Raw genomic sequence first — 23,867 nt, 5'->3', positions numbered from 1 at the left:
CAACTTTTTCTAGACTCAGTTCCAGTATTTAATAATTTTTAGAATTCGAGTCACTGATGAAGCTTAAGAATTCTTCGGCGACGATCGACCAATCAAAAGTCTGATTAGCCCGCTCAACACACCATCGGGATACGGGTAGCCATTCCCAATAATCCATATCTCCATATCGCTCGATCTTATCCGCTAATTCGTTCAAGTTAGGGTTGGCGATCCAACCGATGCCGAATTGAGTGACTACGTTCACGGTTCCGTTATCAGGATACAATACGGTGAGAGTTGGTGTACCTGCAGCCGACCCTTCCGCACAAACCACGGGAAATCCCTCTCGCCGAGACGGTAGGACTAATAAACTCGCCTGTTTGAGAAAATTCTCTTTGTCGAGTTCATCTACAGACCCATGAATAGTAATGTTATTGCTGCCATCGTAGTGTTTTTTGAGTTCGCTATATAAAGGCCCCCCTCCTACGATGTCGAGGTAATAACCTTGAGTATTTAAGGATTTTTTTAGAAAAGCTTTAATGACTAACTCGGGGTTTTTGTGCTTGGCGAGCCTACCTAAAAATAAAATTTTCTTATTTTGCTTTTTGTCAATATTGCAGGTGAATTTTTGAGAATCTATGCCACTCAGAATGGCTCTAGTTCTTCGAGGGATTACTTTGTAATTTTCCTGAAGAATATCACAAATTTTTTGATTCACACAGATGTGTAACATTTCTCTACGAGAGGTAATTAAACGATAAATAAAGTCCCAAAAACGATTGTCATATATCTCACACCAATCTACCACGAACTTATTGTTAATAAAGCTCGGTAACACAAGAGAAGGGATGACTGGCCATTTGTTGAAGAGAACAATATCGAAATCTTCTAGTTCTTTTTTACGCTGTAACAATGCGAGAGTGAAAAAAAGAACATCTGGATAGTTTCGTAATCCCCAAATGCTGGTAAAGTAACGGAAAGCATTAGTGATTCTATGGACGATGATGCCGTGAATATTTTCTTGAACTGGATCGGATTTGTTTAAGCGAAAGGTGTACAATTCGACTTGGTGACCCATCTTTACTAGGGTACGACCTAATTCTTTATATCGAATTTCCATTCCGCCAATATTTGGCAAGAATACTTCCGAGATAATCGCTATTTTCATCGGTTACTTAAAACTCCATTTTTTATGTAGTATAAAATTATAGAACAGAGAAATTAGAGAAACTAAAACACTCGCAATTAGGTAATTTACTCGAAAAGCTTCTACCATAACATAAACACCAATTAGAGCAAAGAACAAACTAGATGAATTGACTAAATAATATCGCCATATCTCGAACCCAAAATTTCTTTTTTTACTATTAAAAGTATAAAGTTTATTAATAGAAAAAGTTAGTAAATTACTAAAAAACCAAGCGACTTGCCAAGATATTATGTAATGTAATTTTAGCTTTTCTGTGAGCAAATAAATTATCAATATCGATGAAATATATCCCAAGGAACCCACTAATACAAATCGCAGGAACTTCCAGCTATAAATGTCTCGCAACAACCAATTTTTTCTCTTTTTCATTTACTTTATAATTTTCCCTTTTGAGCAGTAGCGACTAACTCATCACCTAGATTTGTAATCTTTAGACCTACGTTGGTAACTCGAATTAGCTGTAAAAATAGAGAGGAATCGGTCAAGGTTGAGCGAACATTTGCGTAGTCCTTTATATCTCCAGTATTGTTGGATGTTGTTCGAGAAAGAAAACGAGTCCATTCTCGCAAGTAAATCATACATGACCAACACATTATACCTGTAAAATGCTGATTTTTTAAGGCTTGCCGCATCCCCTTGCTCGTAAAAAAGGTTAGGTGTTCTGGTGGCATGACAGTTAGGGATTTTTCTTTAAAGAAGCGCATCGAAATTCCCTGTTGATTCACCGTTCCTATAATGACAATTCCTCCAGGTTTAAGTAAGGAAAAAATTCGTTCTAAAACCATCGGAACATTACTAAGATGTTCGATCACATCCCAGAGGGTAATGACCGCATAGGAATTCTCGGCTAAAGGAGTTTCTAAAAAGTCGGAAGTATAAATTTTGGCACCAGTTAACTGACCTGCAATATCGGCAATTTCAGGAATTACTTCAATTCCTTCCACATCCCGCCAGCCCATTTTTTGAGCGAAACGCAAAAATTCACCACTACCACATCCAATATCTAAAAGTCTTCCAGAACCAGCCTTATTTCTAGCGACTTGTAAAGTATGTTTCCATAAATCCCAGCTATGTTTATGGGACTCTTGCCAACAGGATTGAGACAGATGGTTTCCCTGCTCGAGTCGATAAAATTCGAGCAGTTCAGCCGAACTAGGTCGGGGATAAACATACAGGGAACCGCAATCACAGCAAGCAAAATGAGCATACCCGTTTTTAACAAAAGCGAGACGTGACCGATCACTATCACATAATTGACAGATCGCTTTCATTTTTTAATTACTCCTTAGACGCTACAGTTCGAGACATATTTTAATTTCTAGCAGAGAACGGTTTAAATTTATCGTTCTGATTGATCGAGAGAAAATCCTAGATTTCTAGATGCTCACTTGACCTTCTGACTCTGGGAGTGACAAAAGACAATTTCAATCAATTACCCTGAGCCACTGTAGTATAACATGATTTCCAGAACGATTCAGATTATTCAGTAAATTCCCCCAGAATATTTGTCTAATTTATGAAAGATGAAGTTGGGTGATTTTCACCATCAATAGTTAGGTAAGTCCCTTGAGTATTTTGATCCTTCTTAACAGGAAAACAAAAAAGATGGATAGCAGTAATATCGTCAGAAAAGTCAGACTGTTTTCTAGCTTTGCAGGTAAACTTGGCCAAAGGTTGTTCCATAGTCGGTTGAAGTAGTTGACTGGGTATATAAAATTAAAATGTATACAGTAAATCCCCAGAGAATAACTCGAAATAAGCAGCAGGAAACCTGGGGGTTTATATTTTATTTTTAAGGACAGGTATAAAATCAAAGAGCTTCCTATAACCAAAGAGATTCGGGAGTATGGCGGCAACAAAAATTGAGCTTTCGGATCATATAACCATAACCACTCTACAATAGATAGCAGGATGAATAGAATCGAAAATGATATGCTAATCGTCCTTGTTTTTTTTATGGAGGCAAGAAACATCCCATTTTTACTAAATTCATAAATAATTAAAGATGAGAATATATAAGGTATAAAGTTCAAGGGATTCCAGTAATCAAATTTACATATATACAGGAGAGACGAAGACAATAGTAGTAAAATCAACTGTAATTCGAGAGATTTTTTTGTTTCTCTAAAAACAAATTGATTCAAAAAAACTAAAGAGGTGATTAGGATTAAGGATACCAAGAAATATAGTTCGATTCGGATTCCACCTCGCAATAACCACATGATCGATCCGACAAGTCCTCGGGAAAAGGGGAAAGTTATCCTGCCACCCAGAATATATATCGCAATCGCTCCGAGAATCGTCCAAAAAAAATATATTTTTAATAACTGCGGAACTTTTCTATTCTTGATATATTGAAAGCTGGCACCTTTACTATAGGTCAAAAATAGAGAAATTTGAAAGAAAATGGGAACCGACAATAGACAAAAGTTATAATAAAAAACACGGGTAAGTTCTCTTATAAACTCGAAAGATAGTAAAAAGTCTAATCCTCCAGAATGCCACAGAACGACTAACACACAGGCAATTCCTCGAAGATAATCAAAGCCACTATATCGATAATTTTCCATGTCATTGATTTAAAGATAAGTTATTGATTTTGTACTCCGACATGATCGAGGGAAGGAAAAGCGGGCGGAAATAGCACATAGGAGGTTATAAGCGGTATGTAATAGCTAAACGTGAAGTGAATCGATCACCGCAACTGAATGGATAGTGCGGTAATCCGTTCGCCCATATTCTTTTATATCTTCCGAGCCAAAATCATCAATCCTCCCATTAATTCCACCTTTCTAGAATCAGGTTTATCTAGATTAAAGCTCAACAAGTTAGCGAGAATACGGGCTAAAAACCAAGGCATTTTAGCACTCGCTTTTCTAACTCCCAAAGAGCGCTGAATTTCGATCGGCTGTTTACTGCGTTTCATCAATCCGTAAATGATACCTGACGTATAACGGGCGATTGTTTCCCATCTTCTTACTTCGCTGGCGGTCTGATATTCTGTAGCCCGTTCAATTTGAAGACCATGAGGAAGAAGATGATTTTCCCAATCTTTTACACTCCAATATCGCAGGCAGGCAAAGCGCTCGTCCACTTCCCGTCTATATTCTTCCAGAGAAACCCACGGTAACACAGGGCCGCCCAAACATTGGTGAAATTTATCTCCTGGCACGGTTAACAAAAATTGACCACCAGGCCTTAATAGTCTAGACACTTCCGCAATCACATCATCTAGATTAGGTATATGTTCTAAAACTGAGTTGGAAAATACCCAATCAAAACAGGAATCTTTTTCGGGAATTTGAGCGGCGGGAGTAATGTGAATTCGTTCGTAAATTCCTGATTTTTCGGCTAAAGCCGCTTCTTGAGGGTCTATATCTATACCGACCATGCTTCTTGTCCCGACAGATTCTAAAATGATTTGGGTCAGTTGTCCGTCACCACAACCGAGATCGAGACCAAATCCCTCGGGAAAGGGATAGGCTATCACATGATCTATTTCTGTCGCTCTCCAGACAGCAGTTGCGGGCTGAAAGGGATAATCATGTAGAAATCTCCTCAACAATTTTTTGTTAATAGTCATAATTACTACCTGGATTAAAGGTTAGCTTAATAATTGCTTTGTCGTGCCGATTATATCACAAGAGGATTTTTAGTAAATTACTAACCTTGAAATAACCTCAATGCCAGACCTATGGCGATAGTTGTTGATAGTTTTAATGGAGTTGGACAGCATTGATTAGGCTGAATAGGAGTGGTTTTCTCCGGTTGAGGACAAATTGCTTTCTCTTACCGCCTTTCTGGTCAAGGTGAAGCACGGAATAATCCTTCCTAATCAGGTATTTCAGATGCCAGAACGAACCTCATGTATCTGAGAAACTATCTATCCTCTCTTTAGTTGCAATACACTTAAAAAGAAACTGGAAAAAACCACCTGTACTCCCAACGCTAGAGCGGTTACGGAAGGAATGACAATCCGCATGGTCACGGCTGGATCTAAAGACCCATAAAGTCGAGCATTCCAAATGTATAAAGCATACAGTGAACCGCCCATACCTAGTAAAAATAAAATTACGCCAATGCTCAATCCCACCTCCAGATTAATATAACGCAAAAATCGTCTTAATTTTCGGTCTTCCGGTAATAAACCTTCGCTGATGGCAAAAGCTTTTGTGAAGATGGCAAAACTGACAATTTGAAAGCCAATAATCAAAGCTGTGGCTGAATAGAGAAGGGTGTGAACTCTGGGTTGAGGAATAAACCAAATCGTCGCCACAAACCCCAGAAACATTAAAGCCAGTCCGGGGTAGAGAAACAACCAGCGAGGACTATACATTAAGAGAAATCGGAGATGTCGCCAGCCATCGCGCCAAGTTTTTAGGTGGGGGGGACGACTGCGACCGTCAGGGGATAAAGTGGTTGGTACTTCGGTAATTTTCAGACCGTAGAGGGATGCTTTCACCACCATCTCGCTGGCGAATTCCATGCCAGTGGTGCGTAGGTTCAATTGTTCGATCGCCTGTTTACTAAACCCGCGCAATCCACAGTGAAAATCACCACAGGGACTACCAAAAAATAACCGTCCTAACCAAGTCAAGACAGGATTGCCCAGATACTTATGCAATACTGGCATCGCCCCTGGTTTAATTCCCCCCTGAAAACGATTGCCCATCACCAAATCATAACCCTGTCGCAATTTTTCTAGGAAAGGCGAGAGATTGGTAAAGTCATAGCTATCATCGGCATCCCCCATAATAATGTATTGACCTTTGGCGGCGGCGATACCTCCCCGCAGGGCGCTACCATAACCCCTTTCCGGGATGGGAACCACCCGCGCCCCTGAATTAGTGGCAATTTCTTGGGAACCATCGCTACTGCCATTATCGGCGATTAGCACCTCTCCCGCAATTTTCTGTCGTTCCAGATAATCTCGCGCTTTGCCGATACAGGTGGCCAGGGTTTCCGCCTCGTTGAGACAGGGCATGACGATCGATAATTCTAAAGTAGGTATCTGCTCATTAGAGGCGGCATCTGCCATGACCTGATTTTCCAGCATAACAATCGCGGTGGAGTCGTTTTGCTCAAGAGTATAACAGGATTATTGACATTTGTGACAACAGATTTTTGATTGCTCAATAGTGCTGCCTTAATTGATTGGCTTGTCTTTGTCCCCAATAACCTATAATAATGATTGGGCTGTTCATTATCCAGATTTCCGAAGCTATCTAAGCTAGACAGGGCCTTCAGCACCCCAACAACGGGGTTTAGATTGCCAACAGCTTAGGGCAAAAATTTGGCAACCCAGAGAAACTAGATTTTTCTTGCTTCTTGTTCACAGTTTATCTGGCTCTAAAGAGGGTTCCATAGCTTTTTAGGTTTTATCTGGTACAATCTGCCACATTATCTGGTAAGCTAAACAGGTCAATGGTTACAAATTAATTTCAATGACTGGGAGACCTTTTAATTCTTAGTTTCATAAATCTTAAACGATCAGGGAGACTTCCTATCTACTTGTTGGTGAATTAAAATCGATTTGTATAGTATCATAGGATACACTTTACCTATTCAAAAAAAAACTCAGAGAGCTAAGAACTATCAGAAAGTGTTGAGGGATGAGAAAATTATGAATAAATTAAGTCGACGTACGCAAATTTTTAACTTTCTTATTGGATTAGGATTTGTCCTGATAATAATTATTAAATTTTATTTAACCAGAAAGTATGAAATTGTCGCTATCGGTTCCGATCCAGAAAGCTATCTGGCGAGAGCTGCATTCAATATTTGGTCGGATAAAGTAGGTATCGGAGCCTTAGGTCATCCTCCCGGTTATTCTATCTTTGTTTGGTTAGTTAATTTGTCTGGGATACCTTTGAGAATATTTCACGAGATTTTTTATATACTTTCCACGGGATTTTTAGTTTATTGCTTGCGATTTTTGAAAATTCCTAAATTGATTTGTCTTGGTGTATTTGGTGTCATGGTTTTTTATCCATTGACTTTTAGGTTTTTCAATGATGCCAGGAGTGAATCATCGGTAATTTCTTTATTCAATTTTCTATTGGGAGTGACAATATTATTATTAATTTCTAGGAAAAGATCGAGTAAACTTGTTTATTCCTGTCTATCGGGTTTGATTCTAGGAATGATTGCAATTACTAGACCAGAAAGAGAGGTATTCTATCTATACTTTCTCGGCTTCGGTCTAATTACTTGGATCACAGGTTATCGAATTTCCAGAAATCAAAAGATCGAGAAAATCGTTTATTACTGTTTAATTCCCTTTCTGCTTTTCTGTCTAGTTAATTTCTCCTGCACGGTCTTAAACAAAGTCAATTTTGGTGTGTCTGGAGTCAGTTTATTCGATTCTCCCAGTTATAAAGGAATGTACACAAAACTGATGAAAATAGATGTGGGTACTCCTCAAAGATATATTCCTTTGACGCAAGCACAACTAGCCGCTGCTTATGAAGTTAGCCCAACTTTGAAAAAAATGCAGCCTTTTTTACCCAAAGAAGAAATGATTCAGTCTCACGGTTCATGGTTGTTAATTTATGCAGCTCGCGAGGTATCATCAGATCGAAAACCTCAGAATGTTTATCAGGTATTCACAGAAGTTAATAAGGAACTAGAAAAGGCTTTTCAGGAGAAAACTTTACCTAGTAAACCTTTACTATTAGGTTATTTAGATCCTAACATAGGGGTTTGGTTGCCCCACGTCAAGAGTTCATTGATTAAGGTGGTAAATTGGTTTATATTTCCCCCTATGTCTGAAGTAGAAAATATTCTTACTAAGGATGATCCCAAAGCCAGTGTAGGATTATTTAATGCAACCGCCAATCGCCGAGCCGCTTTGATCAACAACCACAATCCTAATTCTAAAATATTTACTAAAGTTAAAATCTTAAATTATCTCGTATATGTTCTCAATGTGCTAGGAATTATTTCTTTTGTAATCCTCCTAATTTACTACTGTGTTTATCAAGCTAAATCACTGTTTCTATCTACCTACATAATTATAGTTTTCTTGATTCTTTTAACTCAAATTGCCCGTCTTCTTCTCTATAGTTTAGTTGATGCCTCTGCTTGGGAAATTCCGATGCGTTATCTATTTCCCAGTATGCCATTGTTCTCTGGATTATCCTTACTCAATATATTTGTCGTTTTTAACTTGCTGTCAAAAAAGATACTGAAAATGAAAAATTGAAGTTGATCTTGGTTTCACAGCCATAAACCTTAGCTATATCAATCTTAAAATCGAAATGACCTTAAAAGTTTAGTTGTAACATATAAGTTTGGAGGCGTTGCTGATTTGAGATATGGATCTTCTTTTGTGGGATTTTTAAACCCTAGACCCAGACTAACTTTTGGATACGATGCACAGTTGGTATTCATACCTTGATTCAGGAACGCCAGCAATTTAACCCAAATTTTCCAGCCACTGAAATTCTGATGCTATCCTCGCCATCCCACCTAATTATTTGCTAAAATTTATGGCCAAATCTCCTTAACCCAAACTGACGTTAAATTTGCTCAAAAGCTATCTGCTTGGCACTAAATTTTTGATGCGTCCGGGACGCATCCCACAGCCAAATATCGCCAATTTCCCCCTAGGCTTTAGGTCTTAAATAAACTAGAGACTGTTGCCAAATTAAAGTGGGTTTATCGTAGTGATCGACCAGGTATAGACAGTTAACATCTTGCCAAAGGATGCGACCAACGAGGAGATCATCGGTGCTTAACTTAATTTCTACTTCCCGTTTCTCTTGAATATAGCTCTGTACTTGTTTAATACTCGGCAGACCAGGATCAAATTGAGACATAATGAGTTTATCGATGAGGTGTTCATCCTCTATTATTCCTGTTGAGCAGCTTTTATTGACCATGAAAATCCCCTTTACCAAATATCAAGGCCTGGGCAATGATTTTATTTTGATAGATAACCGTCACAGTCCCGAACCCCTGATCACAGCGGAAATGGCCGTGGCTATGTGCGATCGACATTTTGGCATCGGTGCCGATGGCGTGATTTTTGCGCTTCCCGGCCAAGCGGAAACCGACTACACCATGAGAATTTTCAACTCTGATGGTTCGGAACCGGAAATGTGTGGTAACGGTATTCGCTGTCTAGCCCAATTTATCGCCCGTTTAGAGGCTAACAACGCCATTGGCCGCACCTATCGCATTCATACTCTAGCAGGAACAATTATTCCCCGTTTAGAAGCCAATGAACAGGTAACGGTCGATATGGGGCCGCCGCAACTCTTCGGCAGTGAAATCCCCACCACTTTGGTCAAGGGGTCAGAAAAAGTCCTCGCGGTTCCCCTAGAGGTGGAGGGCAAAGATTGGTTAATTACTTGCGTTAGTATGGGTAATCCCCACTGTGTCACTTTTGTGGATGATCTGGCCTCTATTCCCCTAGAAACTATCGGGCCAAAATTCGAGCATCACCCGGTTTTTCCCCAACGGACTAATGTGGAGTTTGTGGAAGTAGTCGCGCCGGATTATATGAAGATGCGTGTCTGGGAAAGAGGCGCGGGAATTACTCTCGCTTGCGGTACCGGTGCTTGTGCTGTGGTGGTGGCAGCCCTGTTGACGGGCAAATGCGATCGCCATTGTACCGTGGAACTGCCCGGTGGTTGTCTTCAGATTCACTGGTCCCAAACCGATAACCGGGTTTACATGACAGGTCCTGCTAAAGCTGTTTTTGAGGGCATTTATGGTATCTAAACCACCCCGTCTGGACGGGGACTGAACTCCCCGAACAGCGCTACGGGATTGTTAATTCTTAGAGACTGGTAATCCAAGCAATAATTCCTTTACCAGTTAACAATTCAATGGCTAAAAGAGAGACAAAGCCAATCATGGCTAGTCTGCCATTCAATTTTTCAGCGTTTTTGGTAAAACCGAGACTGCTAGAACTATCAACGTACATTTTCGGTTCAACAGCAAAATTATTCAGTCTTCCTTGTTCTTCGGTGGTGTAGCCGCGGGCAGTCATGGGGAGGCTCCTTTTGGATGATTATGTTAAGAAGTGTAACACATTGTTAAGTTATGTTGCAAATTTTAACAAAAAATTTCTGGAGACTCAGAAAACCTCGATCGGGTGGTCAGTCAACGGTAAGGTTCTAGGCTGTCAGGGTAGTGCTGTAGTTCTATCTCCTCTGGGTTTATTGAGGAAATTTTGCTTTTTTATTGACAAATTACTCAGATTGTGGTAGCAAATAGGTGTATGCTTGGCCACCATAGTCAAGGGAAAAACAAAAACTATCTTAAGGTCGCCAGAGGACTGCCGTTAAACTGCGCAGGAGTTAGCGGGGGAAAAATTGCCACCGAAAGCGAACCCGAACGTAGGGAGTCAACTGACCTTGAGCGAAGATGTGCCGAATGGGTTAAGTGTGGGGAGAATAGGGAAAAACCACTAGGAAAAACCTGAATAGAATCTTAATATATAGAGTGCCTAGTAGCCGTAACGATTGCGCTCACTGTTTTTGTAAATTCTATGGCAGAGATTAGCCCAGAGATCAACCTCATGCAGATAGCGACTATACTCAACCAATATCGATTTGAAATGAGAGGATATAAAGCGCAAGAATTAATCGAGCGCTGGTTGCCCATCTATTCGCTAAATTGGATTCGCATGGCGATTTTAGAGGCACTCTATCAGGGACGTTACAAAGTCATTTCGGTGGAGGAAATCCTCAAAATTTGGCACCGTCGCGGCCATCCTACCTTTCATTTTACGGGGGAATTCGAGCGCTTGGTTTGTAAAAACTTGCTAGATTCCCAGTTAGATGGCAAAAAACCAGCAGTTATCCCTAAACGGGAACAGATCAATATACCTTCTCCCACCCTTGAGCAGCCCTGTCCAGAGCCAGAAGCGGGAAAAACCGATAATAATGGCACAGTAGCCACGAGTCAAGATTCTTTACTCAACTTAGAAACTTCTCTTTTTAATGATCCTCGCAAAGGGATGAGTAATGTGGAGGAATTATTCTCGCAGTTAACCCCGGAAACGCCCAAATTCCCTGAATTAGAATCAGTGCCTAAATCGCCTAACGGTCCTGGAACTAGGGAGAATTTTCCGGCTAATTTTAAACCGGCAATCGATGAGTTTATCCCTTTGTTAGACCCTTCGGAATTGTATCCCAAATTAAAAGCTGTGGCTCGATCGCAGTCTAAGTAGGGTCTGCTGAAAAAGTTTTTCGTGGGGACAGGGTGTGGGGTGTGGGGTGTGGGGTGGTGGGGTACTGACACCAATTAATTCCCCGCCCTCAAGAAAAAAAATCGCCCTGACGATTAAAATAGAGTTAACTTTTCCCCTCAAGGCTCTGCTCAATTAACTAGCATTATGACATCCTCCTATTTTGGTCTAGAAACCGAAGAAAATAAACTAATTAACTCTAATAATCTCTCGTTCGCCGCTTCTCTTGGTATTCATGCCCTAATTTTAGCGATTATCTTACCTAATTTCCTCAATAATCCAGCGCAGGAGCCAAAAAAGGATTTACGCAACGTCAATCTGATTGAATTGAACCCTCTAGAGCAGTCACGTCTTCCCAGTCTCGACTCCTCCCTGTCCAGCTTACCGGAACTGCCTAACCCCAATTTGTCTTCTTCCTCTTTGCCTCCTCTCCCCCCCATGGATGGTATCCATAACAGCACGTTACCTCCTTTACCCTCGGTTTCTTCCCTTCCCCCTTTACCTTCCTTACCTGCTTTACCTCCCCTCTCCTCTTTGCCCTCCGTCAATATCTATTCTCCTCCCGTGGCATCTATCCGCTCCCCGGGTAGATTACCGATTCCTCGCAATTTTCCCACTTCTACCCCCAGTTTACCCGGTCCTTCTTCTGTTCCCACCCTGCGAGAGAATAACAATCTGCCGAGGGAGACTAATAACCAGCAGCTCCAGCCTTACTTCGATCCCTACCAAGATAATCTAACTTTAGATAGATTGCGAAATTCGCCCCTTAGTGCATCGCAACAGGCGCAGCAACAATTAAACAATTCCTTGGCCCGCACGTCGGAGCCGAATGGTCAATCGCCCCTCGATGAACAGCGTCGTCAACAATTAATGTGGGAAATGCGGGAACGTTTGCGCTCCCTAGAGGCGGATAAAAGCAATACCAGTAACGATGAGGCCAGGAGAAATCTGGTGGATTGGCTGGCCAGAGTCCAAAAAACTAATCCCAATGCCTTAAATGAACTAAATCAGCCCAATCAGGGCAGCGGAGGCATAACTACCGTCAATTTGACCGGTAGTTATCCCGCAGAGGCTTGTTCCCGTCAATTAGCGGGGACGGCGGTTTATGGGGTGACGGTGGATGGTCAAGGCCGCCTCAGCACTGAACCCCAGTTAATTAAAAGTGCTGGCTTCCCGATTTTCAATCAACAGGCAGCTAGGGAAGTGAGATCAATTAGTTTAAAAAATCCCAGTGGTGAGTCGAGAAGCTATCGTGTGCAAGTCAGTTTTGCCCCTAACCCGGAAGTGTGCCGAGGTGCGATCGCTAATCCCCCAAAACCGGAGGGTAGTAACCTCAATACCCGTAACTCCCCCCCCGTAACGCCGGCAATTGAAACCCCGCTTCGTCCCAATCAAACCCCGCAACCCGCCGTTAGCCCCCAACCGGATAACGTCAAGCAGCCCGAAACCACAGGTCCAAATCCACCCCAAACCCAGCCAGAACCGCCCAAAGAAGCGATAATCGAAGAAAAAGCCCCAGAAGCTCCTCCCCAAACCCCCGCTCTTAATCAGCCGGAGGGTTCCCCCGCTAGTCCCCCCACTAGCCAAAATCCTCAACCCCTGAGCGAGGAAGCTTTGCCCCCCGGTCCGCCGGCGGAAGCTAAAACTGAACCAGAAAGTTAGGCCTTTTCAGTTATCAGTTATCAGTTATCAGATGTGAGTTATCAGATGTGAGTTTTAGGTTTACTGATTACTGAAAAAAACTCCCGGCTACTGACTCCTGACTCCTGACTCCTAACCCCACCAACAAACTTTTTGCCGCAAACCCTACTTAAATGATTTCCACTTCCCAGATACCCGATTCTTTTGTCTCACCTTGCCGTCGCGCCTCCGTTAGTCGTACTACCAAAGAAACCGATGTACAGGTGACGATCGATCTTGATGGTAGCGGCAATTGTCGCGCCCAGACAGGAATTCCCTTTCTTGATCATATGTTGCAGCAAATCGCCTCCCACGCTGCGATCGATCTCGATGTGCGCGCCACCGGAGATCTAGAAATTGATGACCATCACACCAATGAAGACGTGGGAATCACCCTTGGACAAGCTTTACTGCAAGCTTTGGGGGACAAAAAAGGGATCGTCCGTTTCGGGCATTTTGTCGCCCCTCTCGATGAAGCTTTAGTGCAGGTTGCCCTCGATTTTTCCGGTCGTCCCCACCTCAGTTATGGTCTAGAAATTCCCACCCAAAGAGTGGGAACCTACGATACTCAGCTAGTGCGGGAATTTTTTGTTGCTTTGGTCAATCACAGTCAAATGACCCTACATATTCGCCAATTAGACGGGATTAATTCCCATCATCTTATTGAGGCTACTTTTAAAGCTTTTGCCCGGGCGATGAGTATGGCCATAGCGATCGATCCCCGTCGCGCTGGTATAATTCCCAGTTCTAAGGGAGTTTTATAGAAGCACTGCTTAACCCGAATTAACGTTAGCTTAAAAGCCCATAATTTGAGCCACTTGGGTTAATTCGGGCGCAATCCCAGATTTTAGTTGATTATTGCTGTGTTTTACCGCCGAATCTGGGTCTTTTAAGCCATTGCCCGTTAAAACACACACTACGGTGGCCCCATCGGGAACCTGTTGATGCACTTTTAATAATCCTGCCACAGAAGCGGCGCTGGCTGGTTCACAGAAAACCCCCTCTTGGCCCCCTAAAATCCGATAGGCTGCCAATATCTCCTCATCGCTGACCGCGTGAAATTGCCCTTGACTAGCGTGACTAGCGGCCCAGGCTTTTTCCCAGTTAGCGGGGTTGCCGATACGGATAGCCGTGGCCAGGGTTTCGGGATGGTCAACCGGTTGTTTGGAGATAAAAGGGGCAGCCCCAGAGGCCTGAAAACCCATCATCTTCGGCAGTCGGTCACATTTGCCTATCTGGTGATACTGACAGAATCCCATCCAATAGGCGCTAATATTGCCCGCATTACCCACGGGAATACATAACCAGTCGGGGGCATTACCCAAGACATCGACAATCTCGAAAGCGGCGGTTTTTTGACCCTCTAAACGGTAGGGATTGACGGAATTGACTAAAGTTACGGGATAATTTTCTGATAGTTGGCGGACAATCTTGAGGGCATCATCGAAGTTGCCATTAATAGCGATGACTTCGGCTCCGTACAATAAAGCCTGGGCTAATTTTCCTAAGGCCACATAACCGTCGGGGATAATCACAAAGGCCCGCATCCCGGCTCTTCTTGCATAGGCTGCCGCCGCCGCCGAGGTGTTCCCGGTACTGGCACAAATCACCGCTTTTGCCCCTTCTTCTTTAGCTTTCGAGATGGCCATGGTCATGCCCCGGTCTTTAAAGCTGCCGGTGGGATTTAAACCATCATATTTGACAAAAACCTTGACATCGCGCCCGATTTGTGCTGAGAGATAGGGGGCGGGGATCAGGGGTGTATTGCCTTCTAGGAGGGTAATTACAGGGGTTTTACTGCTTACGGGCAGAAATTGGCGATATTCTTCGATCAAACCGCGCCAGCCGCCGATAGACGATGATTTAGTGGGTGATTGGGGGATCGATCGAGAAATAATTGTCATAGCCTTAAGGATACAGATTTGATTAGATGGCCTAATTTCCTATTTTATCGAATAAGCAGGCCAAAAAATTAATCTCGATCGCCCAGTTGGGATTCATGGGGTTTAAAACAGGGATGCGGGAAGATAAAAGGCAGTAACAGCCAATAAATGACCTTTTTGGTCAAAAAATAGCTATTGTATCGCTATAAATCTGATTTTTTGCCCTTTTTGTCTTTCAGAAGTTGATTTAACTTAGTGTCAGCAGAAGTCCCTCGCTTTTAGCGATGGGATGAATGCTGACCAGCATATAGACAATTCTATAAAGTTGTGTTATCATAAATATAGATTCTTGATAACAGCCATGTACAAAGCATATAAATTCACAATAAAACCCAATACCGAGCAAGAAATAGCCTTAGCTAAAGGCTTCGGCTGTTGTCGCTGGTTTTGGAACTATTCCTTGAATTTATGCCAAGAAACCTATAAAACCACAGGAAAAGGGCTAACACGAAACTATATTCAGGGACTATTGCCTAGTCTCAAAAAAGAATATGAGTGGTTGACAGATGCTTATTCTCAGTGCTTACAGGTTGTTGCTTTGAACTTATCGCAAGCTTATCAAAATTTCTTTGAAAAACGGGCTAGATTACCAAGATTCAAGTCCAAACATGGTAGGCAATCAATTAGCTATCCAGCTAATGTCAAGTTTGAAGGTGACTACCTCAAATTACCGGGTAAAGTTGGATTAGTTTATTGTGTGCGTCATCGGGAATTTGAAGGAACAATTAAAACCGTTACTATCTCAAAAACTCCAGACGGTAAATACTACGCTTCTATTTTAGTTGATGACGAATTGGAGTTGCCTGAGACATCAAAGGATGGCAAAGGCATAGGAATTGATTTAGGACTTACTCATTTTGCCATTACCAGCAATGGTAGTAAGTATGAGAATCCTAGACATTTAGCTAAACATCAACGTAATTTAAAGCGTAAACAACAAAAGTTATCCCGTAAAAAGAAGGGAAGTAACAACCGTCAAAAAGCTAGACGTAAAGTAGCTAAAGTTCACTCTAAAATCTCAAGATGTCGTGAGGATTTTCTCCACAAGCTATCCCGTAAGATAGTTAACGAAAACCAAGTTATTGCGGTAGAAAATCTCAATGTTAAAGGCATGGTACGCAATCATAATTTAGCTAAGGCTATTAGTGATTGTGGTTGGGGAATGTTTTGTACAATGCTTAAATACAAGGCAGAATGGGAAGGAAAAACTTATATCGAAGTTGATAGGTTTTTCCCTAGTTCTAAAACTTGTAATGTCTGTCTAAATCAAGTAGCGAGTTTACCACTTGATGTTAGAACATGGACTTGTGAGCATTGCAAAACAACCCATGATCGTGATATAAATGCGGCGATAAACATCAAAAATGAAGCCTTACGGATACTTGTACTGAGCAAAGCCGAAGTATTGTCGTTAGGAACTAGCGATACTGCCTATAGAGGGGATGTAAGACCAAAAGTTGGGCGTAAGTCCGTCTTGAGGCAATCCCCCGTGAAATAGGAAGCTCTCAACTCTGTTGAGAGTAGTTCACTTAGCTGGTTATATTTAAATTGAAGATGGCTCCCCCCTTAATCCCTAGGGTTGATTCATAGTAGGGTTGATTCATGAATCAACCCTACCTTGAGGGGGTTTGATCCCCCCTTAATCCCCCCTTGATAAGGGGGGTGTTTGACAGTTAACACCTAACTACTTAATAAACCATCACCGGGTAAATAGCCAGAGATAGAAATTATGAAGGAAAGCACCGTCCCCACCATTAATCTCGCTCCTAAACTCAGACGCGATTTATCTTTATGGAATCCCTTTGATTATCTTTTGCTGTTGTACTGGGTGTTTTATTTTCCCCAAGCAGTGCGCTGGTATGTGGAAACGAGAGACGGCGGCGATAACCATACCGTACAATTGCGTCTAGGGATTCAGGGTCTTCTCTTAACTGTAATTACCCCTCTGATTATCTGTAGCATAGCAGCAAATTTAGGACTTTCTGTTGATTGGGGGGGCGTGGTGTGGGGCGTGGTGTGGGGCGTGGCGTTGGGCGTGGTGTGGGGCGTGGTGTGGGGCGTGGTGTGGGGCGTGGCGTTGGGCGTGGTGTCGGGCGTGGCGTTGGGCGTGGTGTGGGGCGGGGTGTTGGGCGGGGTGTGGGGCGTGGTGTTGGGCGTGGTGTTGGGCGTGGTGTTGATCGTGGTGTGGGGCGGGGTGTTGGGCGGGGTGTGGGGCGTGGTGTGGGGCGGGGTGTTGATCGTGGTGTTGATCGTGGTGTGGGGCGGGGTGTTGGGCGGGGTGTGGGGCGGGGTGTGGGGCGTGGTGTTGGGCGGGGTGTTGATCGTGGTGTTGGGCGTGGTGTGGGGCGGGGTGTCGGGCGGGGTGTGGGGCGGGGTGTGGGGCGGGGTGTGGGGCGTGATGTCGGGCGTGATGTCGGGCGTGATGTCGGGCGTGATGTGGGGCGTGGTGTTGGGCGTGATGTTGGGCGTGATGTTGGGCGTGATGTCGGGCGGGGTGCGGTCCGTGGTGTTGGGCGTGGTGTCGGGCGTGGTGTGGGGCGGGGTGTCGGGCGGGGTGTTGGGCGGGGTGTTTATATTCGCCTTTTTCCGTCTTGATAATTGGCTAATCGGGCTTTTGGCGGGCCCTCAAGGGCGACTTTTTCCCCGTATTACCCTTCTACCGCTGCCGGGGTTAACCTCGACTCTACAACAATGGTTACAGCAAGACTGGGAAACGGCTATTAATAACCTCAATCAATACTTTCGGTACAGCCGCCAGTTTATTCCTGTCCTTGTCGCCGTTAACCGCGTTTTATCGCAATTCCCAGAGGCAGAAATTATCTATCGCGTCTCCCGTCTGGCAGAAAATCCCTCCGATTGGCAATTGTTAAAATATGCGTCCGCGTCGGCGAAACTGTTTTCTCTTGCTGACAGCCAAATCCGTCTAGATACTCCTGCTTGCGCCGCCGCCGCTGGTTTTTGGTATCTTCACCAACAGGACACCGAAAAAGCCAAAAAAGCCTTTGCTGTGGTACGTTCCCTCGCCTACGGGGAAGAAATGTATAGCCTCGCCCAAACTTTACACCGATTTAGTCAGGCTGCAACTTTCGATAGTATCGCTTCCCTGAAGGTTGCCCCTATTGCCGCAGAACCTTCATTACGTCCGCAAACTTGGCAAGCTATCAGCAGTTTAAATCGAGTTATCGCAGAAATAGCTTTAGCACAGAGAAGTGACTCCCAAGAGACTAGAAAACTCGCTCTTAAACGGATTATCAGGGAATTAAGGGATATAATCGACCGACAGGCTGCCAATTTACCCCAAGCAGAAAAAGAATTAATCCTTTCTATCGCCCAAAAATGGAAAACTTGCCTGTAGCTTGTAAGCTAAGACGCATTTAAACCGCTTATTCTTAGATTAGCCGAATCTCCCCCCCCCTGCCCCTAGGGTTGATTCATAGTAGGGTTGATTCATGAATCAACCCTACCTTGAGGGGGTTTGATCCCCCCTGCCCCCCTTGATAAGGGGGGTGTCTGACAGTTTTTAACACCTACCTACTTAGTGCCAGATTAATTTCTTAGCTAGGATAGGCAAGAGGCAGCTGGAAAAAATTCTCCTGTCTCCTGTCACGGCTGCTGGCAGTAAGTAATTTTGCCGGCATCTGATATTCAAACTCAAGCAACTATGTGTCAACTTCTAGGCATGAATTGTAATGTCCCCACGGATATCTGTTTTTCCTTCGAGGGATTTTGTGCGCGGGGAGGAAAAACCGACGAACATCGAGACGGTTGGGGAATTGCTTTTTTTGAGGGTTTAGGTTGTCGAACTTTTATTGATGTTAAACCCTCGATCGCTTCTCCGATTGCGGAATTAATTAAAAACTATCCGATCCATTCTACCAATGTTATCGCCCATATTCGCAAAGCCACCCAAGGAGAAATTAAACTAGAAAACTGTCATCCTTTTCGGCGGGAATTGTGGGGAAAATATTGGGTTTTTGCCCATAATGGTCATTTAGAAAATTTCTCACCGGCTGCGGGAGATTTTTATCAACCGGTTGGGGACACAGATTCGGAAAGAGCTTTCTGTTTAATTCTTAATACCCTGCGAGAGACTTTTCCCCAGGGCAAACCTTCCCTAGAGCAACTTTATCAAGTCCTAAAAACTATCACAAATTCTATCGCTTGTCAAGGAATTTTTAATTATCTTTTATCCGATGGTGAACATTTTTTTGCCCATTGTTCGACGAAATTAAGCTATATAATCCGTCAGTATCCTTTTGCCGCCGCTCATTTAATTGATGAAGATGTGAGCGTTGATTTTCAAGCTTTAGCTCATCCCGGCGATCAAGTGGCAATTATTGCCACTACACCCTTAACTGATAATGAAGTTTGGACAACGATTAATTCAGGAGAATTATTAGTTTTTCAGGAGGGCGCAGCAATTTTAAGTTAATCTTACCAGTGGTCACTTTGTCGAGATTTTTCTAAATCAATTAACTGAGTTTTTAGCCCTAACCAATCTAATTGATGGGCGAGGCAATCTGAACCAATTTTTCCCGCTTCTAGATAAATAACTCTCTCGGCAAATTCCTCTAAAAAATCCAGTTGATGATTGACCATAATTATCGTCATTGATCTTTGATTGTTTAATACTTCTAATAACCTGTTGGCCGTGCCTGTATCTAGAGCAGAGGTGGGTTCATCTAATAACAGTATGCTCGGTTCTAACAACAAAGCTCTGGTAATTGCCACTAATTGTCTTTGTCCTAAAGATAATTCTAACTCCCCGCGTTCAAACCACTGTTCGGGAATTTTTAATAGGGATGTCCAACGGTCAATTCTCTGATTAATTTCCGCAGGAGTAAGTTTTTTCAATTGCAAAGGATAAGCGAGAGCATCTCGAACGTTCATTCCTAATAACTTCGACTCTTGTAGCAATAAAACTATCTGTTGTCGCAGGGAAATAACCGGTATTTCCTTAATCGATTTACCGTGAAAATAAATATTTCCCGTGCTTGGTTCTTGCAAACGATTTAACAGTCGTAAAAGAGTCGTTTTTCCTGCCCCAGATGCTCCGACAATAGCTAACTTTTCTCCTTGCTTGATGCTAAAAGTAATATCTTCTAACAGATAAGCACTGCCTCGTCGGATAGCTAAATTTACTTGCTGTAGTTCTAAAATCAAGATCGGTCTTTTCCTTACTTAGTTCAAATTTATTATATAATAAAAATAGCCCAATGAGTTCGGCAGGTATTCCCCATGGTTAGTCAAGTTAACAAAAACGAGATTATCTATCCTGAGAGCGACGGTAAACCGATGGCAGATAATACTAAACAATTTAACTGGATAGTAACGATTAAGCAGAATATCGACTGGTTATATATCGATGATCCCCAGGTATTTGTAGCGGGGGATCTGTTGTGGTATCCCGTGCAAGGCCAGCCGAAAATTGCTGCCGCTCCTGATACGATGGTAGTATTTGGCAGACCGAAAGGCGATCGAGGTTCCTACAAACAATGGCAAGAAGATAATCTTGCTCCTCAAGTCGTCTTTGAGATTCTTTCTCCCAGTAACACCTCCATCGAAATGGCCAAAAAATTGCTATTTTATGATCGCTATGGAGTCCAAGAATACTACGTCTATGATCCCGATGATAATAGTCTAGAAGCTTGGCAGCGAATTGGTGACAGTTTAGACAGTGTTAGTGAGGTTAATAATTGGGTGAGTCCCCGTTTAGGCATTCGGTTTGACTTAACCGACGAGTTAAAAATTTATCGTCCTGATGGTACTCAATTTTTGTCCTACAGCGAAATTAATCAACTACTGGAGCAGGAAAAGCAACGGGCTGAAAATGAACGCCAACGGGCTGAAAATGAACGCCAACGGGCTGAACAGGCTAATCAGCAGTTAGTAGAAATGGAGGCAAAACTGCAAAAATATCGTCAACTTTTTGGGGAATTACCTAACTAGGGTCTGCTGAATAAATGTGAAATATAGACGAGGTAAGGGGTTTGGGGCCTGTTTGGCGAGGCAGGTGCAAGATTTTAAAGCTAGTGGCTCAAAAACCTTGCATCTTGATCGGCGATTGCGTCCTGTAGGGGCGAAGCATTCGGGCAATAACTTATCGGTGAAACCGTAGATTTTCTATCCGAATGCTTCGCCCGTACTTTTTGCCGCAAACCCTAACTAAAATCTTCACTAGCGAAGGGAGTATAACAAAAAAAGAGGACTGGTTAGTCCTCTTAACAAGATTAGTTTTCGCTAAATGTTAAACACAGAATGATTGCCAGGCCTAGTAGGCTAGACCCATACTGCGGGTGGTTTCTGCTCCGAGATAAACCCGAATGCTCAAGAAATCCGTCGGACAAGCGGTTTCGCAACGTTTGCAACCAATACAGTCTTCCGTGCGGGGGGAGGAGGCAATCTGGGCAGCTTTACAGCCATCCCAGGGAACCATTTCCAGCACGTCGAGGGGACAAGCCCGAACGCATTGGGTGCAACCGATACAGGTATCGTAAATTTTAACGCTATGAGACATCGAATTATGACTCCTTACCGAGTGTTCTCCATGTTAAATTTCGGGTTTATCGGTTAGTTTACCTTACAGCGATCTGTTCATCGCTCGATCGGTGACATAACTTTAAACTCTGTAACACTTGGGGCCAAATGGCGATCGCTAGTCAGGGATCGGGCAATTCTAAAATAGCCTTAAAGAATTGCTTGCCGGGGTTACGGGGGGAACCGAAAAAGGTAATCTGGATCGCAAGATAATTTATTTCGTTTGCCAGTATGACAGAAATAGCGATCGAATCGATCCTACAGGAAAATCGGCTGTTTCCTCCCAGTGCCGAATTTGCTCAGAATGCCACCATTAAAAGCTTTGAAGAATACCAGCAACTCTACGCCAAAGCCAAGGCCGATCCCTCGGCTTTTTGGGCCCAATTAGCCGAAAAAGAATTACATTGGTTTGAAAAATGGTCAGAGATTCTTGACTGGCAGCCCCCCTTTGCTAAATGGTTCGTCAACGGCAAGATTAATATTTGTTACAACTGTATTGACAGACATCTCACCACCTGGAGACGCAATAAAGCCGCCATCATCTGGGAAGGAGAACCGGGAGACAGCCGCACCATTACCTACGAACAGCTACACCGAGAAGTGTGCCAATTTGCCAACGCTTTAAAGGAATTAGGCGTGAAAAAAGGCGATGTGGTCGGAATTTATCTGCCGATGATTCCCGAAGCGGCCATCGCCATGTTAGCCTGTGCCAGAATTGGCGCGCCCCACAGTGTAGTTTTTGGGGGATTTAGTGCCGATGCTTTGCGCGATCGTCTTAATGATGCGGCCGCTAAGGTGGTAATCACTGCCGATGGTGGTTTCCGCAAGGATAAAGTCGTTGCCCTCAAGGAACAGGTAGATCTGGCTCTAGCCGATAATAGCGCCCCCAGTGTGGAAAAAGTTCTCGTTGTCCAGCGCAGCAAGGAACCCATCAATATGGTTGCCGATCGCGATTACTGGTGGCATGATCTACAAAAACAGGTATCTGCTAACTGTCCGGCCGAACCCATGGATAGCGAAGATATGTTATTTATCCTCTATACCAGTGGTTCCACCGGCAAACCGAAAGGAGTCGTCCACACCACCGGCGGTTATAATCTCTACACCCATGTCACCAGCAAATGGATTTTTGACCTGAAAGACACCGATGTTTACTGGTGTACTGCCGATGTGGGTTGGATTACCGGCCATAGTTATATCGTTTACGGACCGCTTTCCAATGGTGCAACCACGGTAATGTATGAAGGGGTTCCCCGTCCCTCTAATTTAGGCTGTTTTTGGGATGTCATCGAGAAATATCGGGTTAATATCTTTTATACTGCCCCCACTGCTATCCGCGCTTTTATCAAAATGGGTGAAGATATCCCCAATAGCCGGGATTTATCCTCTTTGCGCTTACTGGGAACTGTGGGAGAACCGATTAACCCAGAAGCGTGGATGTGGTATCACCGGGTTATCGGTAAGGAAAAATGTCCGATTGTCGATACTTGGTGGCAAACGGAAACCGGGGGGATTATGATTACTCCCTTACCCGGGGCAATTGCCACCAAACCGGGGTCAGCAACCCTACCTTTCCCCGGTATTATGGCCGAAGTGGTGGACTTAGACGGTAATCCCACCCAAGCGAATGAGGGGGGTTATCTGGTGGTCAAATATCCCTGGCCCGGTATGCTACGAACAGTCTATAAAAATCCCGATCGCTTCCGCAATACCTACTGGGAACAGATCGCCCCCAAAGATGGCCAATATCTCTATTTTGCTGGGGATGGTAGTCGTCAGGACGAGGACGGTTATTTCTGGGTAATGGGGCGCGTTGATGACGTGATGAGCGTTTCTGGCCACCGTTTAGGGACAATGGAGATCGAATCAGCTTTAGTATCTCATCCCGCGGTAGCAGAGGCGGCTGTGGTGGGACGACCGGATGAAATTAAAGGGGAAGAAGTCTATGCTTTTGTCACTCTGGAGGGGCATTATGAAGCGAGTCCGGAGTTAGCGCAAGCATTAAAGGATCACGTTGTCAAGGAAATTGGCATTATTGCTCGACCGGGAGAAATCCGTTTTACCGATGTACTGCCCAAAACGCGATCGGGTAAAATTATGCGTCGTCTCTTGCGAACTTTAGCATCAGGTCAAGAGATTTCTGGTGATACTTCTACTCTAGAAGATCGATCGGTTTTGGATAAATTACGGCAAGGTGCCTAATTTAATTGCTGGTTTTTCCTAGTAGTTAGGGTGAGGAATGAGAGCTAATCTTATCTCACTCTAACGGGAGTGATGCTCGGTGAACATATTTGCTCAAGCAGCAAAGCTAAGTAGT

Annotated in this window: 21 protein-coding genes; 10 read left to right on the top strand and 11 right to left on the bottom strand. The window is 43.6% G+C overall.

Annotation, left to right across the window (positions count from 1 at the left end; all coding sequences use genetic code 11):
• Positions 1–28: 28 nt before the first annotated feature.
• The 6 genes from H6G48_RS09785 to H6G48_RS09760 form a co-directional block, all read right to left on the bottom strand.
• Positions 29–1,147 carry a glycosyltransferase family 4 protein gene (locus tag H6G48_RS09785; protein WP_190721366.1) on the bottom strand — a complete coding sequence of 373 codons (1,119 nt, stop codon included), beginning with the start codon at positions 1,145–1,147 and terminating at the stop codon, positions 29–31.
• Positions 1,148–1,150: 3 nt separating this feature from the next.
• Entirely contained in the window at positions 1,151–1,558 is a 408-nt protein-coding gene (locus tag H6G48_RS27455) for a GtrA family protein (RefSeq protein ID WP_190721364.1), read from the bottom strand.
• Positions 1,559–1,563: 5 nt separating this feature from the next.
• Positions 1,564–2,460 (bottom strand): class I SAM-dependent methyltransferase, encoded by an 897-nt coding sequence (locus tag H6G48_RS09775; RefSeq protein WP_190721362.1) that lies wholly within the window; start codon positions 2,458–2,460, stop codon positions 1,564–1,566.
• A 282-nt stretch (positions 2,461–2,742) separates the two neighbouring features.
• On the bottom strand, positions 2,743–3,759 hold the full coding sequence (locus tag H6G48_RS27450) for an acyltransferase family protein (RefSeq protein ID WP_190721360.1): 1,017 nt from the start codon (positions 3,757–3,759) through the stop codon (positions 2,743–2,745).
• Positions 3,760–3,932: 173 nt separating this feature from the next.
• The gene (locus tag H6G48_RS09765; protein ID WP_190721358.1) at positions 3,933–4,772 is read right to left on the bottom strand and encodes a class I SAM-dependent methyltransferase; all 840 of its coding nucleotides are present in this window, start codon (positions 4,770–4,772) and stop codon (positions 3,933–3,935) included.
• Between the two features lie 300 nt (positions 4,773–5,072).
• Positions 5,073–6,245, bottom strand: coding sequence for a glycosyltransferase family 2 protein (locus H6G48_RS09760; protein ID WP_190721356.1), 1,173 nt, complete (start codon positions 6,243–6,245; stop codon positions 5,073–5,075).
• A 1,086-nt stretch (positions 6,246–7,331) separates the two neighbouring features.
• Here H6G48_RS09760 and H6G48_RS09755 point away from each other — a divergent pair.
• Positions 7,332–8,393 carry a hypothetical protein gene (locus tag H6G48_RS09755; RefSeq protein ID WP_242034609.1) on the top strand — a complete coding sequence of 354 codons (1,062 nt, stop codon included), beginning with the start codon at positions 7,332–7,334 and terminating at the stop codon, positions 8,391–8,393.
• A gap of 403 nt (positions 8,394–8,796) precedes the next feature.
• Here the strand turns inward: H6G48_RS09755 and H6G48_RS09750 are convergent, their stop codons facing one another.
• Positions 8,797–9,009 carry an Hfq-related RNA-binding protein gene (locus tag H6G48_RS09750; protein WP_002756689.1) on the bottom strand — a complete coding sequence of 71 codons (213 nt, stop codon included), beginning with the start codon at positions 9,007–9,009 and terminating at the stop codon, positions 8,797–8,799.
• A 61-nt stretch (positions 9,010–9,070) separates the two neighbouring features.
• On the opposite strand from H6G48_RS09750, the gene dapF reads away from it, so the two are divergent.
• The gene (dapF, locus tag H6G48_RS09745) at positions 9,071–9,916 is read left to right on the top strand and encodes a diaminopimelate epimerase (protein WP_190721352.1); all 846 of its coding nucleotides are present in this window, start codon (positions 9,071–9,073) and stop codon (positions 9,914–9,916) included.
• A 58-nt stretch (positions 9,917–9,974) separates the two neighbouring features.
• Here dapF and H6G48_RS09740 read toward each other — a convergent pair whose 3' ends face one another.
• Positions 9,975–10,187 carry a chlorophyll a/b-binding protein gene (locus H6G48_RS09740; protein ID WP_002756687.1) on the bottom strand — a complete coding sequence of 71 codons (213 nt, stop codon included), beginning with the start codon at positions 10,185–10,187 and terminating at the stop codon, positions 9,975–9,977.
• A gap of 501 nt (positions 10,188–10,688) precedes the next feature.
• Between H6G48_RS09740 and H6G48_RS09735 the strand changes: the two genes are divergently transcribed.
• From H6G48_RS09735 to hisB, 3 genes are all read left to right on the top strand, one after another.
• Positions 10,689–11,372: a hypothetical protein gene (locus H6G48_RS09735; RefSeq protein WP_190721350.1), complete on the top strand. Its 684-nt coding sequence runs from the start codon at positions 10,689–10,691 to the stop codon at positions 11,370–11,372.
• A 165-nt stretch (positions 11,373–11,537) separates the two neighbouring features.
• Positions 11,538–13,052: an energy transducer TonB gene (locus H6G48_RS09730; RefSeq protein WP_190721348.1), complete on the top strand. Its 1,515-nt coding sequence runs from the start codon at positions 11,538–11,540 to the stop codon at positions 13,050–13,052.
• Positions 13,053–13,204: 152 nt separating this feature from the next.
• Positions 13,205–13,834, top strand: coding sequence for an imidazoleglycerol-phosphate dehydratase HisB (gene hisB / locus H6G48_RS09725; RefSeq protein WP_008203540.1), 630 nt, complete (start codon positions 13,205–13,207; stop codon positions 13,832–13,834).
• 30 nt (positions 13,835–13,864) lie between these two features.
• Here the strand turns inward: hisB and thrC are convergent, their stop codons facing one another.
• A complete protein-coding gene (gene thrC, locus H6G48_RS09720; protein ID WP_002734908.1) occupies positions 13,865–14,974 on the bottom strand; it encodes a threonine synthase in 1,110 nt (369 codons plus the stop codon).
• Between the two features lie 340 nt (positions 14,975–15,314).
• Here thrC and tnpB point away from each other — a divergent pair, with 340 nt between their 5' ends.
• The 3 genes from tnpB to H6G48_RS09705 all read left to right on the top strand — a co-directional run bounded on the left by tnpB (position 15,315) and on the right by H6G48_RS09705 (position 19,445).
• Positions 15,315–16,511, top strand: coding sequence for an IS200/IS605 family element RNA-guided endonuclease TnpB (tnpB, locus tag H6G48_RS09715; RefSeq protein ID WP_045357087.1), 1,197 nt, complete (start codon positions 15,315–15,317; stop codon positions 16,509–16,511).
• Between the two features lie 231 nt (positions 16,512–16,742).
• Positions 16,743–18,368: a hypothetical protein gene (locus H6G48_RS09710; protein WP_190721346.1), complete on the top strand. Its 1,626-nt coding sequence runs from the start codon at positions 16,743–16,745 to the stop codon at positions 18,366–18,368.
• 306 nt (positions 18,369–18,674) lie between these two features.
• A complete protein-coding gene (locus tag H6G48_RS09705) occupies positions 18,675–19,445 on the top strand; it encodes a class II glutamine amidotransferase (RefSeq protein WP_190721344.1) in 771 nt (256 codons plus the stop codon).
• Between the two features lie 2 nt (positions 19,446–19,447).
• Here the strand turns inward: H6G48_RS09705 and H6G48_RS09700 are convergent, their stop codons facing one another.
• On the bottom strand, positions 19,448–20,176 hold the full coding sequence (locus H6G48_RS09700) for an ABC transporter ATP-binding protein (protein ID WP_190721342.1): 729 nt from the start codon (positions 20,174–20,176) through the stop codon (positions 19,448–19,450).
• A 75-nt stretch (positions 20,177–20,251) separates the two neighbouring features.
• On the opposite strand from H6G48_RS09700, the gene H6G48_RS09695 reads away from it, so the two are divergent.
• Entirely contained in the window at positions 20,252–20,962 is a 711-nt protein-coding gene (locus H6G48_RS09695) for a Uma2 family endonuclease (protein WP_190721340.1), read from the top strand.
• A gap of 322 nt (positions 20,963–21,284) precedes the next feature.
• Here the strand turns inward: H6G48_RS09695 and psaC are convergent, their stop codons facing one another.
• A complete protein-coding gene (gene psaC, locus H6G48_RS09690; protein WP_002734319.1) occupies positions 21,285–21,530 on the bottom strand; it encodes a photosystem I iron-sulfur center protein PsaC in 246 nt (81 codons plus the stop codon).
• A gap of 251 nt (positions 21,531–21,781) precedes the next feature.
• On the opposite strand from psaC, the gene acs reads away from it, so the two are divergent.
• Positions 21,782–23,752, top strand: a complete 1,971-nt coding sequence (gene acs, locus H6G48_RS09685) for an acetate--CoA ligase (protein ID WP_190721338.1) — start codon at positions 21,782–21,784, stop codon at positions 23,750–23,752.
• Positions 23,753–23,867 lie beyond the last annotated feature (115 nt).

It is taken from the genome of Microcystis flos-aquae FACHB-1344 (assembly GCF_014698375.1).
GTDB classification, from domain to species: Bacteria; Cyanobacteriota; Cyanobacteriia; order Cyanobacteriales; family Microcystaceae; genus Microcystis; species Microcystis aeruginosa.
This window is presented reverse-complemented; position numbering and strand designations above follow the sequence as displayed.

Bases quoted from the DNA above. Each gene is read 5' to 3' on its own strand.
- H6G48_RS09785 (WP_190721366.1), bottom strand. From the start codon at position 1,147: ATGAAAATAGCGATTATCTCGGAAGTATTCTTGCCAAATATTGGCGGA.
- H6G48_RS27455 (WP_190721364.1), bottom strand. From the start codon at position 1,558: ATGAAAAAGAGAAAAAATTGGTTGTTGCGAGACATTTATAGCTGGAAG.
- H6G48_RS09775 (WP_190721362.1), bottom strand. From the start codon at position 2,460: ATGAAAGCGATCTGTCAATTATGTGATAGTGATCGGTCACGTCTCGCT.
- H6G48_RS27450 (WP_190721360.1), bottom strand. From the start codon at position 3,759: ATGGAAAATTATCGATATAGTGGCTTTGATTATCTTCGAGGAATTGCC.
- H6G48_RS09765 (WP_190721358.1), bottom strand. From the start codon at position 4,772: ATGACTATTAACAAAAAATTGTTGAGGAGATTTCTACATGATTATCCC.
- H6G48_RS09760 (WP_190721356.1), bottom strand. From the start codon at position 6,245: ATGCTGGAAAATCAGGTCATGGCAGATGCCGCCTCTAATGAGCAGATA.
- H6G48_RS09755 (WP_242034609.1), top strand. From the start codon at position 7,332: ATGATTGCAATTACTAGACCAGAAAGAGAGGTATTCTATCTATACTTT.
- H6G48_RS09750 (WP_002756689.1), bottom strand. From the start codon at position 9,009: ATGTCTCAATTTGATCCTGGTCTGCCGAGTATTAAACAAGTACAGAGC.
- dapF (WP_190721352.1), top strand. From the start codon at position 9,071: ATGAAAATCCCCTTTACCAAATATCAAGGCCTGGGCAATGATTTTATT.
- H6G48_RS09740 (WP_002756687.1), bottom strand. From the start codon at position 10,187: ATGACTGCCCGCGGCTACACCACCGAAGAACAAGGAAGACTGAATAAT.
- H6G48_RS09735 (WP_190721350.1), top strand. From the start codon at position 10,689: ATGGCAGAGATTAGCCCAGAGATCAACCTCATGCAGATAGCGACTATA.
- H6G48_RS09730 (WP_190721348.1), top strand. From the start codon at position 11,538: ATGACATCCTCCTATTTTGGTCTAGAAACCGAAGAAAATAAACTAATT.
- hisB (WP_008203540.1), top strand. From the start codon at position 13,205: ATGATTTCCACTTCCCAGATACCCGATTCTTTTGTCTCACCTTGCCGT.
- thrC (WP_002734908.1), bottom strand. From the start codon at position 14,974: ATGACAATTATTTCTCGATCGATCCCCCAATCACCCACTAAATCATCG.
- tnpB (WP_045357087.1), top strand. From the start codon at position 15,315: ATGTACAAAGCATATAAATTCACAATAAAACCCAATACCGAGCAAGAA.
- H6G48_RS09710 (WP_190721346.1), top strand. From the start codon at position 16,743: ATGAAGGAAAGCACCGTCCCCACCATTAATCTCGCTCCTAAACTCAGA.
- H6G48_RS09705 (WP_190721344.1), top strand. From the start codon at position 18,675: ATGTGTCAACTTCTAGGCATGAATTGTAATGTCCCCACGGATATCTGT.
- H6G48_RS09695 (WP_190721340.1), top strand. From the start codon at position 20,252: ATGGTTAGTCAAGTTAACAAAAACGAGATTATCTATCCTGAGAGCGAC.
- psaC (WP_002734319.1), bottom strand. From the start codon at position 21,530: ATGTCTCATAGCGTTAAAATTTACGATACCTGTATCGGTTGCACCCAA.
- acs (WP_190721338.1), top strand. From the start codon at position 21,782: ATGACAGAAATAGCGATCGAATCGATCCTACAGGAAAATCGGCTGTTT.